This is a genomic window from Providencia sp. PROV182, assembly GCF_028480325.1.
Taxonomy (GTDB): domain Bacteria; phylum Pseudomonadota; class Gammaproteobacteria; order Enterobacterales; family Enterobacteriaceae; genus Providencia; species Providencia hangzhouensis.
The window spans coordinates 73,141-90,110 of the sequence record NZ_JAMPOL010000010.1; the positions used below are offsets into that span (position 1 = coordinate 73,141).

The 16,970-nt window shown below is 43.6% G+C and carries 19 protein-coding genes and 1 pseudogene; 18 read left to right on the forward strand and 2 right to left on the reverse strand.

Annotation, left to right across the window (positions count from 1 at the left end):
- Positions 1 to 31 precede the first annotated feature (31 nt).
- A complete protein-coding gene (locus tag PR834_RS08320; protein ID WP_272536579.1) occupies positions 32 to 238 on the reverse strand; it encodes a hypothetical protein in 207 nt (68 codons plus the stop codon).
- Between the two features lie 290 nt (positions 239 to 528).
- Between PR834_RS08320 and PR834_RS08325 the strand changes: the two genes are divergently transcribed.
- From PR834_RS08325 to PR834_RS08335, 3 genes are all read left to right on the forward strand, one after another.
- Positions 529 to 771, forward strand: a complete 243-nt coding sequence (locus PR834_RS08325; RefSeq protein WP_048607740.1) for a hypothetical protein — start codon at positions 529 to 531, stop codon at positions 769 to 771.
- A gap of 404 nt (positions 772 to 1,175) precedes the next feature.
- Positions 1,176 to 1,448 carry a hypothetical protein gene (locus PR834_RS08330; RefSeq protein ID WP_110592070.1) on the forward strand — a complete coding sequence of 91 codons (273 nt, stop codon included), beginning with the start codon at positions 1,176 to 1,178 and terminating at the stop codon, positions 1,446 to 1,448.
- Positions 1,449 to 1,529: 81 nt separating this feature from the next.
- Entirely contained in the window at positions 1,530 to 2,558 is a 1,029-nt protein-coding gene (locus PR834_RS08335) for a terminase small subunit (RefSeq protein ID WP_110592069.1), read from the forward strand.
- Here the strand turns inward: PR834_RS08335 and PR834_RS08340 are convergent.
- Positions 2,555 to 3,190, reverse strand: a complete 636-nt coding sequence (locus tag PR834_RS08340) for a response regulator (protein WP_110592068.1) — start codon at positions 3,188 to 3,190, stop codon at positions 2,555 to 2,557. The two genes, PR834_RS08335 and PR834_RS08340, sit on opposite strands and share 4 nt — an antisense overlap.
- 238 nt (positions 3,191 to 3,428) lie before the next feature.
- On the opposite strand from PR834_RS08340, the gene terL reads away from it, so the two are divergent.
- The 15 genes and pseudogenes from terL (at position 3,429) to PR834_RS20430 (ending at position 16,276) form a co-directional block, all read left to right on the forward strand.
- On the forward strand, positions 3,429 to 4,826 hold the full coding sequence (gene terL, locus PR834_RS08345) for a phage terminase large subunit (RefSeq protein WP_110592067.1): 1,398 nt from the start codon (positions 3,429 to 3,431) through the stop codon (positions 4,824 to 4,826).
- A gap of 4 nt (positions 4,827 to 4,830) precedes the next feature.
- The gene (locus tag PR834_RS08350) at positions 4,831 to 5,187 is read left to right on the forward strand and encodes a hypothetical protein (protein ID WP_442959647.1); all 357 of its coding nucleotides are present in this window, start codon (positions 4,831 to 4,833) and stop codon (positions 5,185 to 5,187) included.
- A gap of 9 nt (positions 5,188 to 5,196) precedes the next feature.
- Positions 5,197 to 6,684, forward strand: a complete 1,488-nt coding sequence (locus tag PR834_RS08355) for a DUF3383 domain-containing protein (protein ID WP_110592059.1) — start codon at positions 5,197 to 5,199, stop codon at positions 6,682 to 6,684.
- A gap of 9 nt (positions 6,685 to 6,693) precedes the next feature.
- The gene (locus PR834_RS08360; protein WP_068445366.1) at positions 6,694 to 7,146 is read left to right on the forward strand and encodes a phage tail fiber protein; all 453 of its coding nucleotides are present in this window, start codon (positions 6,694 to 6,696) and stop codon (positions 7,144 to 7,146) included.
- A 50-nt stretch (positions 7,147 to 7,196) separates the two neighbouring features.
- Entirely contained in the window at positions 7,197 to 7,655 is a 459-nt protein-coding gene (locus tag PR834_RS08365; RefSeq protein ID WP_109911397.1) for a hypothetical protein, read from the forward strand.
- A gap of 82 nt (positions 7,656 to 7,737) precedes the next feature.
- Positions 7,738 to 10,248 (forward strand): hypothetical protein, encoded by a 2,511-nt coding sequence (locus PR834_RS08370; RefSeq protein ID WP_405029961.1) that lies wholly within the window; start codon positions 7,738 to 7,740, stop codon positions 10,246 to 10,248.
- Positions 10,245 to 10,772: a phage baseplate protein gene (locus PR834_RS08375; protein ID WP_110592058.1), complete on the forward strand. Its 528-nt coding sequence runs from the start codon at positions 10,245 to 10,247 to the stop codon at positions 10,770 to 10,772. The genes PR834_RS08370 and PR834_RS08375 overlap by 4 nt, the downstream gene beginning before the upstream one ends.
- Positions 10,773 to 10,775: 3 nt before the next feature.
- A complete protein-coding gene (locus PR834_RS08380; protein ID WP_096863415.1) occupies positions 10,776 to 11,069 on the forward strand; it encodes a phage baseplate plug family protein in 294 nt (97 codons plus the stop codon).
- A complete protein-coding gene (locus tag PR834_RS08385) occupies positions 11,062 to 11,877 on the forward strand; it encodes a baseplate hub protein (protein ID WP_110592057.1) in 816 nt (271 codons plus the stop codon). Before PR834_RS08380 ends, PR834_RS08385 begins: the two co-directional genes overlap by 8 nt.
- A gap of 3 nt (positions 11,878 to 11,880) precedes the next feature.
- Positions 11,881 to 12,573, forward strand: a complete 693-nt coding sequence (locus PR834_RS08390; protein WP_110592056.1) for a Gp138 family membrane-puncturing spike protein — start codon at positions 11,881 to 11,883, stop codon at positions 12,571 to 12,573.
- Complete coding sequence (locus PR834_RS08395) at positions 12,570 to 12,914, forward strand: hypothetical protein (protein ID WP_110592055.1); 345 nt, start codon at positions 12,570 to 12,572, stop codon at positions 12,912 to 12,914. Before PR834_RS08390 ends, PR834_RS08395 begins: the two co-directional genes overlap by 4 nt.
- A complete protein-coding gene (locus PR834_RS08400; RefSeq protein ID WP_110592054.1) occupies positions 12,907 to 14,094 on the forward strand; it encodes a baseplate J/gp47 family protein in 1,188 nt (395 codons plus the stop codon). The genes PR834_RS08395 and PR834_RS08400 overlap by 8 nt, the downstream gene beginning before the upstream one ends.
- Complete coding sequence (locus PR834_RS08405) at positions 14,091 to 14,750, forward strand: DUF2612 domain-containing protein (protein WP_110592053.1); 660 nt, start codon at positions 14,091 to 14,093, stop codon at positions 14,748 to 14,750. Before PR834_RS08400 ends, PR834_RS08405 begins: the two co-directional genes overlap by 4 nt.
- A 5-nt stretch (positions 14,751 to 14,755) precedes the next feature.
- A pseudogene (locus PR834_RS20425) lies at positions 14,756 to 15,136 on the forward strand (phage baseplate protein); the annotation flags it as partial.
- Between the two features lie 546 nt (positions 15,137 to 15,682).
- Positions 15,683 to 16,276 (forward strand): phage baseplate protein, encoded by a 594-nt coding sequence (locus PR834_RS20430; protein ID WP_405029965.1) that lies wholly within the window; start codon positions 15,683 to 15,685, stop codon positions 16,274 to 16,276.
- Positions 16,277 to 16,970: the final 694 nt, after the last annotated feature.

Below are 16,970 nucleotides of genomic sequence, written 5' to 3' on the forward strand. Positions count from 1 at the left end.
GTCCGCTTGTTTAATGTCGCGGCGAAATAAATCATAGCCTTCTGTGATATTTTGTTTCATCTTGGTCTTGCCTCATCATTAATAAAATAAGTTGGTCAGCAATGTTGCAGGCATGCTTGATATCAGCTTCAGTACATGGTCTGTTTTCTACACTTGCAGCTAGCTTGCCTAACTTAATATCAAACTCAGTTAATAATTGTTCCTCGGGTGTCCAAGGGGTTAATTGTGGTTGTTTCATGGTGGTTATCTGTATGGGGTTGGTATGGTTAGATATACCTGACAAATGAAAATGAGCTGCTATATTTTAGGTGTTAATACTTTTTTTGGTAATTAATCACATTAGCAATAAAGGGTACACTCTATGATATTAAAAGAACTATTTATCCGTATGCTTTATGTTTTCCAATACTTAGTAGTTGGTTTTCTCTTGTTATTAACATCAATAGCCATACCAAACTGGTTAGGCAAGGCATCAGTCTTTTTTGTAGGGTAGAATTTAGTAAGTGGGTAGTGTTTAGGGAGGCTGCTATGGCAGGTAGTGAAGGGGACGAAATTAAATATTTACCATGGACAGGTGCGGCTTTGAAAGTAGCTTTGATAATGACGGTCGAAGCTATGAAGTTAACGCCTGAAGAGGCAGAAAGGAAAAACATTATAGTTGTAGTTGGTCCGTATGCTCGTCCATATAAGGAAATAATTTCCATAGCTGAAGAATATGGTGAAAAAGAAATTCCTAAATCAATGAGAGATGCTACTCCAGAAACAAAATAAAAAAGAATTCGCAATAACCCGCCTAGAGCGGGTTTTTTTATTTGAGGGAAATAGCTAATCAGAAAGTTTATTCCTACAAGTAGACTTTCTAATCGGCTAAGGAGATAAACACGATGGCTAAACCGGATTGGGGGACGCTACAGCAACAGTTCCACACATAACGTTATTTTGTGAGGGAAAAATAAAAATGCCCCAGATATCGGGGCGAAGTAGAGAATAATAGTTTATGAATGTGACGTCACTATACGTTAATCGTGAATGACCACAATCTGAAAAAGGTAGTAATCTCAAGCAGATGGTCAGATTAGAGCTTTGATGAATATCTCCTTTCTTATACATAAGTCAAATATGCGTTATTCATTATATTTAGCTAGTGTTAGTATCTCTCAAAAAGGGGGTAACTAATGATTTCATGGTTCGATGTTATGGCTCTTCTTGCGATACCAATAATTATATTGTTTGTAGTTATAAAGATGGCAATAGGAAGTCATAAGATGCTAGAAAAAAGTGAGCAAGTAAAAGGGGAAGTATTAGAATCTCACAAAAACGAAATTAAAGAGTCTAGCGATGATGTGCAGGCAAGGAAGATAAAGAAAAAAATAGTAACAAAGATAATCTGGTACAGGGTATGCTCTGTTGTACTATTGATACCGGTCCTATATTTTTTGTTTAGATAACACCTCGCTTAGAACGGGATTTTATTGCAAATCACAAAGCTCACTACGGTGAGTTTTTTAATTTGTTATGAGGAAAATATTATGGCTAAGCCGGATTGGAGCGAGCTACAAAAACAGTTCCTGTCTGACCATGCTAAATCAGGAATATCCCCTAAAGAGTGGTGTGAAGACCAGGGGCTTAATTACGCAACAGCAAGGCGATATATAAAAAAGCCAGCTGCGCAATCTGCGCAAAAAACTGCGCACAAAAAATTGCGCACTGCGCACGAAAAAGAATGCGCAAAAGAGGCAATACACGATAGTGATATATCAACTGCGCAGGGTAGTGAACAAGATAATGCGCATAATGATGAAAATACCTTTGATGTGCGCAACTACGGGCTTAACGATATGCAAGCACGTTTCGTAACTGAGTACTTAATTGACTTAAACCGAACTGCAGCATACAAAAGAGCCGGCTATAAATGTGAGGGGAATAATGCGTATATCGCAGCATCAATCCTTTATAGAAATTTTAAGGTTTCAAGAGCAATCGCGGATGCGCTAGCTGAACGAGAACGTCGAACCGAGATAACCCAAGATGCCGTATTAAAAATGTGGTGGGATATTGCAACTGCAGACGTTAACGAGCTAACTGAATATCGCCGGCTATGCTGTCGTCATTGTTGGGGTTTTGGTTTCAATTATCAGTGGCGTGATGCGATAGAATTTGAAGACGCTGTTACTGAGGCTAGGGCTAAAAAGAAAAAGATACCAAATGATAATGGTGGTTACGGTTATGACAATTCGCTTGATCCTAATCCTGATTGCCCTCGCTGTAGTGGTTTTGGTATTGGTCGTGCGCATTTTCATGATACGCGTGACTTAACTGGCGCTGCTCGTCGTTTATTCGCTGGTGTGAAAGAGGGTAAGTTTGGTGTTGAGGTGATTACTCGTAATCAAGACGATGCGCTTAAAATGGTTGCACAGCATTTAGGGATGGTTAAGAACAAGACTGAAATAACTGGTGCTGATGGTGGGCCTATTCAATCAACTGGGATTGATCTAAGCCACCTAAGTTTTGAACAACTAATGAAATTGAGGAGTAAAAAGAGTAAAGAGAAAAATTAAATTGGTAACATTGCTAAAAGCTCGGTTCCTGATGAAGTTATATCAGTAACACCTGCTTTTTTAGCCTCTTCGCGTAAATTAGTAGAGGCCCAATTACCGCAGAAAATGAAAACCGGAGTTTGAATATTAAGATTTCTTATTTCTTTTGTAAGAGTTATTCCTGCCCGATCGTCTTTGGGTCTTCCCATATCGGATATTATAACATCAAAATTATTTTGTTTGATTCTTTCAATGGCATCAGTTGTTGAAAGTGAAGTATCTACATCTACATGATTCATTTTTAGTGTTTCAATCAAATAGCTATTATTTGAAGGACTATCATCAACCCATAAGACCCTTTTTCTCATTGAAATATTAGATTGCACATTTGTTTCTGAATTAGGGTGTAATGTGTTTATTTTCTTTTCCATTTCAACAAGTTTAGATTGTAGGTCTAGAATAATGTGGCCTTGTTGTATTGAATTTTCTTTCAAATTTAGTTCAAATCCTGAGACTTTTATATTTAACTTGCCATCAAAGAAAGTGTCTATGAGCTTTAATAGATGCTTTCTAAAATAATAGATTAAAAAACATACAATCAATGGCCATAATAAAGAAGATAATGCAGATAAAATAGCAGGTATAACATCCATAACGAATTATCCTTATTTGATTAGGATGGTTGAGAAGATACTTATTGATAAGAGTATATTAGATTCATAGATACTATGGAACTAACAATAATTGATGCTGTGATTAAAAGTGCATTGATATTATTGCCTTTTTTATAAACATGTAAGGTGTTTTTTATATAACTGTTGATTAGATTAAATTATTATATTTTTTATCCAATTTAAATGAGTGTTTTGCCCTTATAAATTAGGTACAACCATGAATATCGATTTCAGTTTGTTTGATGAAGAGATCGAAAGGGAGATAGCACGCCGTAGTTTGCATGAATTCATTCAGTATATAAACTCTGAATACATCACAAGCCATTTCTCTCAAACGGTATGTGATGCGCTCGACCAGTTCTTGGTTGATATGATGGAAGGTAAGCGTCCTAAGTTAATATTAGGCGCACCGCCACAACACGGTAAGTCTGATATTGTTTCCCGCTATCTTCCCGCTTATTTCTTTGGAAAATACCCTAACATGCGAGTTGGGGCGCTGTCGTATTCGTCTGATTTAGCCGGTGATATGAATACCGATGTTCAGCGGATCATGATGTCGGCTGAATATCGTGCGTTATTTCCTAACAGCTGGTTGGGTAATAAGCCTGAAAATGGCATTGTTGTTAAACGTAACTCTGACGAGTTTGGCATTGCCAACCACAAAGGCAGTTATGTATGCGCGGGTGTCGGTGGTCCATTAACGGGTAAGAAAGTTGACCTCGGTATTATTGATGACCCAATAAAGAACTCGAAAGAAGCACTTAGCCCGACGGTTAAAAAATCGATTTGGAACTGGTACGTCTCGACCTTTAAGACCCGCTTATCACAAAACAGCGGTGAAATCATCATGGCCACGCGGTGGGCGACCGATGATTTATCAGGCCAATTAAAAGAAAAAGCCCCTGAAACCAAGGTACTCGCATTCCCTGCTATTAATGAGCAAGGAGAAGCGTTGGTACCTGAACTTCATCCCATTGATAAGCTGTTGGAAACCAAAGCAATACTGGGTGATTATTTTTGGTCTGCCATGTATCAACAATCACCGAAGCCGGGCGACGGTCAAATCTTCCATGAAGAGTTTGTCCGCTATTATTTACCTAAAGACCTACCAGATAAATTCGATAAGGTTATTCATAGTTGGGATATGACCTTTAAAGACAGCGACGGTACCGACTATGTAGTGGGGCAGGTTTGGGGTAAGAAAGACGCCAATGCCTATTTGCTCTATCAAATTAGAAAACGCATGAGTTTTACTCAAACGAAGGATGCCGTGAAGCTACTTGCGGAAAAATTCCCAGAAGGGCGCCGTAAGCTGGTGGAAGACAAAGCCAATGGCCCAGCAGTTATCGACTCTCTTAAATCATCGGTATCAGGCTTAATTCCTGTTGAGCCCGATGGTAGCAAAATCGCACGTGCTCATGCCTGCACCGCGGAATGGGAGGCGGGCAATGTGTGGCTACCACACAAAGACATTGCGCCGTGGATAGTGGAAACCGTGGAGGAAATTACCACGTTCCCATTTGCTGGCCATGACGATACGGTGGATGCAATGACGCAGGCATTACGTGATTTATACCAGAAGAAAAAAGGCGGTTTCTTTACAACCAAGAGGTAATTCTATGTGGCCGTTTAAAAGGCGAAAAATTGCAGAACAGATTGCACCGCCGAAGCGGTCAGCGTTTACCACAGATTTGTATCCTGCATTAGCAAAAGAGAAGGGATTTAACGGGTTAGTTCTACCGCAGCCGATGATTAACGGTGTGGGGATGGACAGTATTGATACTTCCGTTCCTTCATTCAAAGGCGAACAAGTTTATGGTGTGCCTGAATCGCAAGCGGCTTGGTATGCCTCACAAATGTTTATTGGTAACAACATGTGCGCCATCATTGCGAAACATTGGCTGGTGGATAAACGCTCTCTTTTCCCTGATACAGCTGCCATAAGCGCGCTCTATCCTGATATCCACCGCATATAAGGTTTTATTATGCCAATTAAACAAACTCGATACGTTGATATCGCATCGGCGGTTATTGGCGCGTCTGCTGTTCCGATGCGTAAATTAACCGGTCGCTTATTTTCCACTAACCCCAAAATACCTGCAGGTAAAGTTTTAGAGTTCGCCAGTGGTCAAATAGATGATTTGCTGGGTGTTGATTCTCCCGAAGCCCACTTTGCACGACAATATTTTAGCTATGTTAGCCCTGCACCGGTGAGTAAGCCGAAGGAGTTACAAATTGCTTCTTATGAGCCTGTGGGGCGAGCGCCTACGCTATTTGGGACAAAAGCCGCCGCATTAGCGGATTTAAAAATCATTGCGGATGGAACGCTTTCGGTCACGATTGGTACTGTCACCAAAAGCTACAAAGACATTGATTTGTCGGAAGCGAAATCCTATGCGGATATTGCGTCCACCATTCAAGCAAAACTCAATGCAGAAAGAGAACCACAATTTTCCAGTAGCTATTTGACGTTTAATTCACTCGATAGTGCCTTTGAGCTGAGTGGCGGTGTGCAAGAACGTGCATCCATTAGTGTTGAATATTCAGTGCTGGCGAACGCCATGGGGCTGTCTTCCGGTACGGTATCTGAAGGTAACCCCGCACAAACGCCTCTGGAAGCCTTTATGGTAGCAGAGCAGGTTTCCGATTCATTCGGGAGCGCGACATTTTTGGACGAACTGCCGTTAGAGCAAGCGGTGCCATTGGCGCAGTATGTTTCCGGGGAGAACGTCAAATACCAGTTGCATATTAGCGTGAGTGAAAAGCAGGTTGAAGATTTTAGCGCAGCGTTGATGGGAACGGCTTCGGTGGGGTTAAATCTCAAAACGGATACTAACTATTTTATTCAAACCTTACCCATGGCTGTTATGGCGGCGACTGATTATGACCGCACTAATGCCACAACAAACTACATGTTTCGCCAGTTAGGTGTGACGTTCCCTGCGCAAGTGACCACGGATAAAGTCGCTGACCGCTTCGATAAGCTGCGCGTGAACTATTACGGTGAAACTGCGGTAGCTGGCTCACAAATTCGTTTCTATCAGCGGGGCTTCTTGTGCGGTGGTGCGTCTAATCCACTGGATATGAGTGTTCACGCCAATGAGCAATGGTTAAAAGCCTATATTGCTCAGCAATGGTTCAGTGTGTTATTGGCGACACGGGGCGTTCCTGCCAATAAAGACGGTGAAGCACGTGCGTTAATGGTGATAGCGGGTGCGGTCACTAAAGCCATTAATAACGGCACGATTTTAGCCGGTAAAACGCTGAGTGACGCACAAAAGCTTGCGATTGCTGATGCGTCGGGTGATGACCTTGCGTGGTATGACGTACAGGATAAAGGCTATTGGTATAACGCGCAGATTGTTGAAAATACGGGTGAAAGTGACTTGCCTGAGTATGTCATGAAATACGTGCTGATTTACGGCAAAGGCGATTGGGTTCGCAAAGTCGAAGGCTCACATAATTTAGTCTAGGAGTAGAACATGCATGATGTATCTGCAACCGGCTTGAGTTTTACCATTCAAGCCAGCAAAACCTTTCCCACTGGGATTTTAATTACCGCTTTTGCTGACGATGCTGATCCACTGGATTTACCGGCTGTCGATATTGCACAAACGGGTATGGATATTAACGGTAACTTGGTGAGTTGGTCTACACCAACACCACAAACCGTCACGATTAACGTATTGGCCGGTAGCGAAGAAGATCAAAACTTGTCTATTTTGCTCGAGGCAAATACCGCGAAAAAAGGGCGCCGACACGCAGGGGATATTATTACTTTTGTTGCGTCTTATGGCGATGGCTCAACGGTCACGGCGCGCAATGGCAAAATCACCAATGGTAGTCGTGGCAACTCAGCCGCCTCTGCGGGGCGTTTGAAATCTAAAGCCTATACCTTTGTGTTTCAGGATTTCGACAGTACGCGTATCCGTTAATTTATTTCAATTTCTGGCGGGGTTTCCCGCCTTTTTTATTGGTGTTTACCATGATGATTAAACCTAAAGAAGTCGCTATCAAAGACGTTGATGGTGTTGAAAAACTATTCATTATTAGTCGCCTACCCGCCACAGTCGGGCGTGAAATCCTAGCCAAATACCCGTTATCTAACGCCCCCAAAATTGGTGACTATGAGGTCAGCAAAGAGGCCATGCTCAAAATGATGGCCTATGTGTGTGTCACTATCGACGGTGAAGAAATCCCCCTTAAAACACAAACACTTATTGATAACCATGTGCCTGATGGCGAATCGTTGATCCGCTTAGAGTTGGAAATGTTGAAATATAACACCAGTTTTTTCGGCAACGACGGGAGCCAAGGTTTCCTCCACTTCCTGCTCAGCAAGGTAAGCGGTTCACTCCCGTCGATTATAAAAACGCTGATGGGTTCTTTGCCGTCATCGTCAGCGAACGCCTCGCCACCTTCACCGAACTCAAAACCTCAATAGATTTAGAAGAAGCAATGGACCTATGGGAAATTGCCATTACTAACCGTTATAACGAAGCCCTTGCGGCTTCAAAGGATCGCTAATGTCATTAATGGATACCTTTGTGCAGGTCTTTGAGTTTGATACAAGGCAAGCGGATGGGGCATTTAAAAAGGTGCAACGTTCGACCGATGACATTATTGATGGCATGAAACAAACCCAACAAGCGGCGCAGCAAAGTTCACTGACCATCAGGAGTGTAATGACAGAGCTTTGGCAATCACTGCAGGGGCTGTCGACCGAACATGCCATTCAGTTTACAATCAATGCCAGCGAGGTTAGTGCTGAGACAAGCCACATCGTGGATAGGTTAGATGCGGTGAGCTCATCATTAAGCGCATTGGATGAGCAACGGCAAAATACAGACACAGCTTGGGTCTTTGCGGGGGATACGCTAGGGGAGTGGGGGCAATCACTGCAAGCTGAAATCAGCCAACTGAAAAATGATCTCGGCTCGTTATCGGTGGGTGACCAAAAAAACGCATTAGAACAGGTAAAAGGCTCAGTCAGTGAGTATGTTAACGAGCTGCAAAAAATCCCGACCACTACTGCCGATGGCGCCGCAGAAATTGAACGTGTGATGGCAGACTTACGCCAATCGGTGCAAGGCTTATCGATTGAACATTCGATTGATTTCGTTACTAATGCAGATGAGGTTATTGCCCAAACTGGCTCGGTTAAAACACAATTAGAGACAGTAACAGATTCGATGGCTAACCTTGAGGCGCAGCGGTCAATATCTGACGCAGGCATGCAATCCACTCAGGTTGTTTTGGGCGAGCTCGATGCAAACTACTGGGCACTACAGCAAAATGTTATTCAACTTAATCAAGGTGTCACCGACCTCGCGTTAGCCGAACACCAAGGTATCACCGCGAAGCAACTGTCCAACGCCATTATTCAAGCACTGCAAGGTAATTACAGCGAGCTAATTCGCCTTGTGGACACGATGAAAGTGAAAGGAATTGAAGCGGCGACCAGTGAAATTAAAGCACAGCAATCCGTGCAAAAAGCCCTTGAGAATACCGAAACCAAATATCAGCAAGCTGGTAATACGGTTATGTCGTTTGCCAAAAAGGCATTAGGGACGGTTGGTTTACTGATGGGGGCTACCGCCTTGGTGGGAGAATCGATTTCACGTTCGACTGAAATTGAAGCCCTCGATAAGTTAGGTAAAAAAATCAATGTAGCCACAGCCGATGTAGACGCATTCGCGGGTTCAATGGCTGAACTGGGCGGCACGCGTGATGCGGCCCAAGCAGATTTATCGGCGATGGCTAAATCGTTTGGCTTGGCTAAAAACTCCATGGAAAAAGTACTTCAGACTGCAGATAAAGTGCAGGGTATGAAGTTTGATAAAGCCAAGGCAACGCTTGCGGGACTGGGCGTAACAGATGATAAAACCGTCGAGCTGATGATGAAAGGTCGCAAAGAACTCGAGCGCATGATGGGTATTCAAAAAGAGTACTCAGGCATCAACAAAGAGAGCATTGAACAATCCATCAAATTCAACAAAGCCATGCAAGGCTTTAAGCAATCATCAGGTTTACTGAAAAACAGCTTATTAGAAATGGTGATCCCGATTTTAACTAAAGGGTTAGAGTGGATTAACCGCTTTGTGAGCTTTTGCAAAGAAAACAAATCGCTCATTGTGGGGTTCTTTATTGCGATAGGTTCGGCTATTGCGGTGTTTTATGTGCCTGCTCTGTTATCGGCAGCGGCAGCGACCTTGGCAGCAACATGGCCCATCTTGGCGATTATCGCGGTTATTGCCTTACTGGCTGCGGCGTTTGCCTTAGTTTATGACGATATCATGAATTTTATCGACGGCAACGATTCGATGATAGGGCGTATTTTGGATGAATACCCCGAACTTAAGGCGGTCATTATTGCGTTGTGGGAAGCGTTTAAAGCCTTCTTTTATTTTGTCATGGCTTTATCTCAAGTTGTCGCCGATGTGGCGGTGGCTGCTTTTAACTTTATTGTTGATGGTGGCAAGCAGTTATGGGCATGGCTCACGGACTTTATTCGCGATTTAGCGGGTTGGGGCAAGCAATTTGAAGGGGTCTTTACGGTGGCTTCTGATGCCGTTGTAGGGATTTTTAAGTGGTTATGGGCGCAAATCAAACAGTATTTAAGTTGGATTAATGACGGCTTAGAAGCGATTAAAAATGGCTGGAGCACGGTCAAAGGGTGGTTTGGTTTTGAGGATGCACAAGTGACTCAAACGGTTGAACGCAAAATCACGACTGACGGCACGATAGAGCACCAAATCCCCGAACAGCCCAAGTTATCTGGAGAAGATACTGCGTTGTTAGTGAAAGGGCTGAGCCAACAAATTAACGGTATGTCGGCTAATCCAATTAACCCGATGACCAGCCAAGCTATCAGTAATCAATCCAGTACCACCAATGAAACTAACTTGTCGATTGGTGAAATCAAAGTGGAAACCCAAGCGACGGACGCGCAAGGAATGGCGAATGGCACGAAAGATGCGTTGCAATCCCAGCTACAAGATTTAGCCCATCAAACCAGTTCGGGGGTAAGCAAATGATCACCGAGGTGAAAATCTTCAATGTCGATAACTTTTCGACGTTATTTGAAACGGCCAATCCGATTCAAATTAACGTCCGTGACGAACACAAAGCAACACAATTTACCGTTGAGTCGGGGGAAACACGCAGTGACCATGTGGTAGTTCAGCCCGTTGAAATTGGTATGGATTTAATTTTAGCCGGCGAAATGAAAAGTGCCTTTGAAACCCTGCAACAAGCCTATGATAAACACCAGTTAGTGGGTATTCAAACTCGGGTGAAAACCTACCAGCCGATGCTGTTAGTGAATCTCTATCACGATGAAATTCCAGAGATGGCCGATGCGATTAAACTCTCGCTGCGCTTTACGGAGTGGCGAACGGTTGAGCCTGAATATGGCGACCTGCCGCCCCGTAAGGTGGCAAAAAAAGAGCAATCGAGCACGGTGAATCGCGGGAAAGTGCAAACGTCCACGGTACCGGACAAAAAGAAAAAATCGGCAGCAACCAAAATTGCTGACGGTGAATTTACGTTAGGGTGGTGACCCATGCAAGAGATCCCTTTAAATACCGTACCTAATCAACGTTTGCGCGTGAGCCTTGGCGGTGACGAGTGGGAGCTGACGATTAAAGTGGCGCGAACAACAATGTGTTGTGATATCAAGCGCAATGATGTGGTTCTATTGCAAGGCATTCGTGTGATGCCCAATCAACCGCTGATCCCCTACCGATATTTATCGGGTAACGGTAATTTTGCCTTTATCACTGAAAATGATGAATATCCGTGGTGGGCGCAGTTTGGCCAATCACACAGTCTTGTTTGGTGGGGGGATGATGATTGATTTACGCCGCATACGATTAGGGATTGAAGTTAATGGTCGGCTGCAATGGTATGAGGGGCTGCGAATTCGTGCTAACGGCACTAAATATGCCAATCCCCTGCAAAATGAATGCACGGTGAATATCGATGGCCTCAATGCGACAACACGCAATATGTTGCTGACCGAAACCAGCCCTTATACCCAAGCGAAGAAACCGCACCGTTTAATTGTTGAAGCCGGCCGTGTTAGCACCGGTATTTTTCGCATTTATGTGGGGGATATTGTTAGCGCAGAAATCGCCTCACCGCCCGATGTAACGCTGACCTTAAAAGCAAAAACCAACAATACAAACGCCCGAGATATTGTTTCTTCATCGGGTAGTGCCATAAGTAAAATGAGCGAGCTGGCTAAGAACATAGCACAGGATTGCGGGGTTAAATTGGACTTTCAAGCCACCGATAAAAATATCGCTAATTGGTATTTTTGTGGGCCAGCACTCAAGCAAGTGGAACGCCTGCAAGATGCGGGCAATGTGAAAGCGTTTATCGACGATGACATGTTGTATGTGAAAGACCAGGACAAAGCGTTAAGTGGCCGTTTGCGAATTCTTAACCAAAAATCGGGCATGGTAGGGATACCGAAAGCCACTGAGAAGGGCGTCGATGTCACTTATTTAATTGATAGTGAGTCGTCATTGGGCGGCATGTTACGCCTTGAAAGTCAGTTTAATCCTGCCTTAAATGGCGATTATATTATTGAGCAACTTAAGTTCGATATTGCCTCACACGACGACCCTTTCTTTTACCAAGCGACCTGCAAACGAGTGTAAACCATGAACCAACCCAATAATGATATTGCTAGCGAAGGCAGCTTGGCAGGGCAGTTTATGGCTGCGTTTCGTAGCCTATTGATGAATATTGACGACATGCTCCCAGCAACTGTGGTGAGCTATGACGATAAAACTAACCGCGCGGTGATTAAGCCGCTCGTCATGATGGTATCAACACAAGGGCAAAAAATCAGGCGAGCGGCAGTGCCGAATATTCCCGTTTTTCGTTTTGGCGGCGGTGGCTTTTTTATTCGTATGCCAATTAAACCAGGAGACTTTGGTTGGCTAAAAGCCAATGACCGCGATATCAGCTTAATCTTTCAGCGTGGCGGTTTGGAAGATGAACCGAATACGGCTCGTTTACATACCTTCAGCGATGCGATGTTCTTTCCCGATACACTTAAAGGCTGGTTAATTGATGGCAAAAATACGGATGCCTTGGTGATTCAGTCCATGGATGGCTCTGTGTGTTTGTCATTACATGCAGGAAAAGCGGTTTTAGATTCACCGATTCTTGAGGTCAATGTGCCTGAAACTACCTTTAACGGCAATGTCACCATCAATGGTAATCAGGCCGTGAATGGTAACAGCGATTCAAACGGGGGCACGATGAAACACAACGGTAAAGATATCGGCTCAACACATAAACACAGCGGTATTCAAAGTGGTAATAGCAATTCAGGAGTCCCCGTATGAAAACATTTAATGTTAACAGCAATAACGACATCCATCTCGGCAATGACGGAAACTTGTCGATTGTGAGTGGTGAACGGGCATCTAAAAACCGTTGTGAACATTATGCCAAAGCACTCCGCGGTGAAATGCTGCATAAGCTCGATATGGGTATTCCCTACTGGAAAACCACGTTTGGGCGACAGGCGGACATTCCGTTATTTGAAGCGGCGTTTCGTGACCGGCTGCGTGAGCTGGATGATGTGATATCAATAGTGTCATTTTCGGCATTTATCGCGGATAACTCGCTGAACTATACCGCGTTGATCCAAACCATCTATGGGGAGATAACGCTTAATGGCTGATTATCAATATCTTACGTCACAGGGTGTAATTGTGCCGGATACCAGCACATTACGTGATGATGTCGAAAGCGAATATAGAAGTGTGTTTGGTCAGGATTTAGATGTTAACCCCGAAACCCCACAAGGCGCATTGATCACCATGGAGGTCGAAAATCGGGACGCCGTTGTGCGCAATAATGCAGAGTTGGCCAATCAAATTAACCCCGATTTAGCTGGTGGCATTTTCCTTGATGCAATATGGGCCTTAATGGGCGGGCAGCGTTTTGATGCCACACACTCCTTTTTATCACAGGTGAAATTCACGGGTATTGCCGAGACTATCATCCCTAAGGGGTCACAAGCTGCCACGCTGAATGGCGACTTATTCGAAACCACCAAAACCTTAATTATCGGTAAAGATGGCTCAGTAACTGGGGATATGCGCGCCATTGAAACAGGGGCGGTTGAGTGTGGCGTGGGTCAACTTAATAAAGTGGCCAGTTCGGTATTAGGCTGGGAAACCGTACATAACCCCAGCAATGCGGTGTTGGGTCGAGATGCTGAATCAGACTTACAATCAAGGCGACGACGCAAACAGACGTTAGCCAAAAACACGGTGAGTGTGGGGGAGGCGATTACCTCTGCATTGTATGAATTGGAAGGGGTACGTTCGTTGTCGTATCGAGAAAACTACACGGACCAACCGATGATTTTTGATGGGATCACGTTAGTTCCCCATAGCATTTATGTGTGTGTTGAAGGGGGTGATAAAGAGGCTATAGCACGTTCGTTACTACGTACTAAAACCCTTGGCGCCGCCTTTAACGGTCGTGAAGAGGTTGAGGTATTGGAAACTATCAGCGGTCAAATTTATCCCGTTAAATTCGATAGGGCGAAAGAAATTGTGTTGTTCTGCCGAGTAACGGTGAAAAAAGCCACCGTCGATGCACAAACTATTATTCCTGCAGCGGTTGAGTCATGGGCGAATGGGGATATCGATGGTGAGGGCGGTTTAGTGGTGGGGCGCGATGTATCACCTTTTGAAATATCAGCCGGTATCAATGCCGTCGAGCCTCGGTTGTTTATTACACGAGTTGAACTTTCAACGGATGGCAAAGCCTGGTCTTCAAATAATTATGAAATCAAAATGAATGAGGTGGCAAGGCTCAAACGCAGTGCGGTACAGGTGGTGTTGGTATGAGTAAAATCCAATCGTTTGATTTTCATTCTGATTTATTAAAGGCGATCCTTTGGCAATATGAAGATGCGGCAAACCTCAAGGCGTTAGCTAAATACAAAGCAGACTATTTTGAACAATCCACTATCCAGTTTTGGCGTGATTGGTACCGTGATGTATTTAATATCGATACTGCGAACGAGTTTGGGCTAAATATTTGGGCGCGCATACTCGATGTGCCGTTGGGGATTGATGTCCCGCCTAGCGATAAAACAAAAATCGGCTTTGGTTTTGGTAAAAAGAATACCAATTTCAAAGGCAACTTTCGGCGTAATGCCGATTACACCCTATCGCTGACGGTCGACCAAAAACGTCTCATCGTGCGTATGCGCTATTTCAACCTTACGCAAAGCCCAACGGTCACCAATATTAACGAATTTCTTAAACGCTTCTTTTGGCAAGCAGACAGTAAAGTGTTTGTACTTGACCCGCTTGATATGACCTATCTGTATTACGTGTTTAATTTCAACCCGGACGAACGATTACGGGTACTTCTTGAAAACTTCGACCTTATGCCTCGCCCATCAGGGGTAGGGGTTAAATATCGTATCGTGACAAAGAAAGCCTTTGGTCACGGCCAACATCGCAAAAACTTCCTTAGCAGTAATTTCGGAGCCTAAAACTCATGACAAAAATCTTTAAAATCCCCTTTGCAACACAAGGGGATAGAACCCCTATTCCCGATGATGTGCAAGCTGATGGCGCGGTTTCTTACACGCAAGGCTATAGCTACGATTATGAGCGTGACCAACAAATTGATCCTGCGGCCAAAGATATCGAACGTGAAAAGATGAACGGCATGTTTCACGATATCACAGAAGCGATAGGCGAGTTGCAAAGCTTTGGTTTTCCTAAATGGGCGACAGAAGGTAAACCATACCCGATCCGCGCAATTGTTTATCATAAAAACAAAACGTGGCAGTCGAAGATTGAAAATAACAATGTTGAGCCAGTAGCTGGCACAGCATGGCAAGAACTTAAAGCGGATTTAAGTGCGGGTGATATCAATGTTTATACCAAAACAGAATCTGACAAGCGCTTCCAGCCGTTAGGCAATTACCAAGCGGCAGGTTATAGCTATTCTAAAGCCGAATCTGACACCAAGTATCAACCCAAAGGCAACTATGCCCCCGCAGGCAATTACGCACTTAAAGGTGAAAGCTACACTAAAGTAGAGGGCGATGGGCGATATCAGCCGAAAGGCAGTTATCAGCCCTCAGGGGACTATGCCTTAAAAGGAGATAGTTATACCAAGGCTGAAACCGATGGTAAGTATCAACCTAAAGGCAGCTATCAAGCTGCAGGTTATAGTTATTCAAAAGCGGAGTCTGATACCAACTATCAACCTAAGGGCAATTATGCCCCAGCAGGGAATTACGCACTCAAAGGCGAGAGCTACACCAAAGTGGAAGGGGATACACGGTACCAAGCTAAGGGGAGTTATCAACCGTCGGGGGATTATGCAACAAACACAGCACTTAATAACGGGTTGAATGCAAAGCTCAATACGAGCAGTGTTGCCCAATCAACGGGTGGATCAACAACGAACGTGATGAGCCAGAAGGCTGTCACCGATGCATTACAAAATGCGGTCAATCTTAATACCATTTACCCTATTGGTATTGTTGTGTGGTTTGCACAAAATAAGAACCCCAATACCTTATTCCCTGGTACGAAATGGCAGTACATCGGTGAAAATAAAACCATTCGTTTAGCTGCTGCAAGTGGTGCGAATGTGTTAACAACCGGTGGTTCGGATTCAGTGACCATTGGTAAAGGTCACCTCCCAGCAGTGTCATTAAAATACTCTGGTACGACAAGTTCAAATGGCGGTCACACCCACAACCGTGGAACAATGAATATAACAGGCGCACTCAATAGTATTCATGATAGTCGAACAAAAGGTGCATCTGGTGCATTTTCGTGGGGAGGGGCAGGTGGTAGCTGGAGTTATAGTAATGCATATAACCAAGATGCTAACTCTGGATGGAAATTTGATGCATCTAAATCTTGGGTAGGCGAAACATCGAATAATGGAGTGCACACGCATACTTTCTCGGGAGAAACTGAGAATTTAGGCTCTGGCACGGCTCTAACAGTGACGAATGCGTATATTATGCTTATGGGTTGGTATCGTTTGAGTTAAAAATAAGATTGGATAGGTTTATATTATCAGACCTATCCAATTAGAAAAATGCTATATGGCTCTGAATTAGGTGATGAGCTGACATCTGAAAATCTACCATATACTTATGATGGTGGACATTTGAGCGAGTACGGAACTAAAGCTACGGCTAAGAATTTTAAAGACCCATCACTGTATTACCAAGTGATAAAACAGTTGTCTGAGTAGTCGATAAAGCCGCTATAAAAACACGTTTTTACTGTTAAACGGCTAATGTTTTATTGTAAAAGTAAGAAAGCTCCAATTAATTCTACCATTTCTAAATTTGAGCTACAAAGAAATAACCTTAATAGGTTGTTTTTCTATGAACAATAAAAAAGCCCACCGAAGTGAGCTTTTAGTAACTTTCAAATGCGCGTGCATTTCACGTGCACTTTCTAGTCTTAATGTTGCCAGTACCTAGTCCAACTAATTTTGCTAACTTCCTGTTTTTAAACCTGTTGTCCTATCACTGACCCACCAAATTTGGTGGGCTGGCGGAGTCTGAATTCGTCGCTTAACTAAATGATTTTATAGTGCTAATGTTCAATTCAACTTTTCAAAAGTGCCTAATAAGGTGCCTAAAAATGAATTAGTTTATTTCTTGAGTCTATGATTACTTAAATTCACGTAAAAAACTATATTTTTTTCGGTTAGCTTTAAATAAGGTATAATT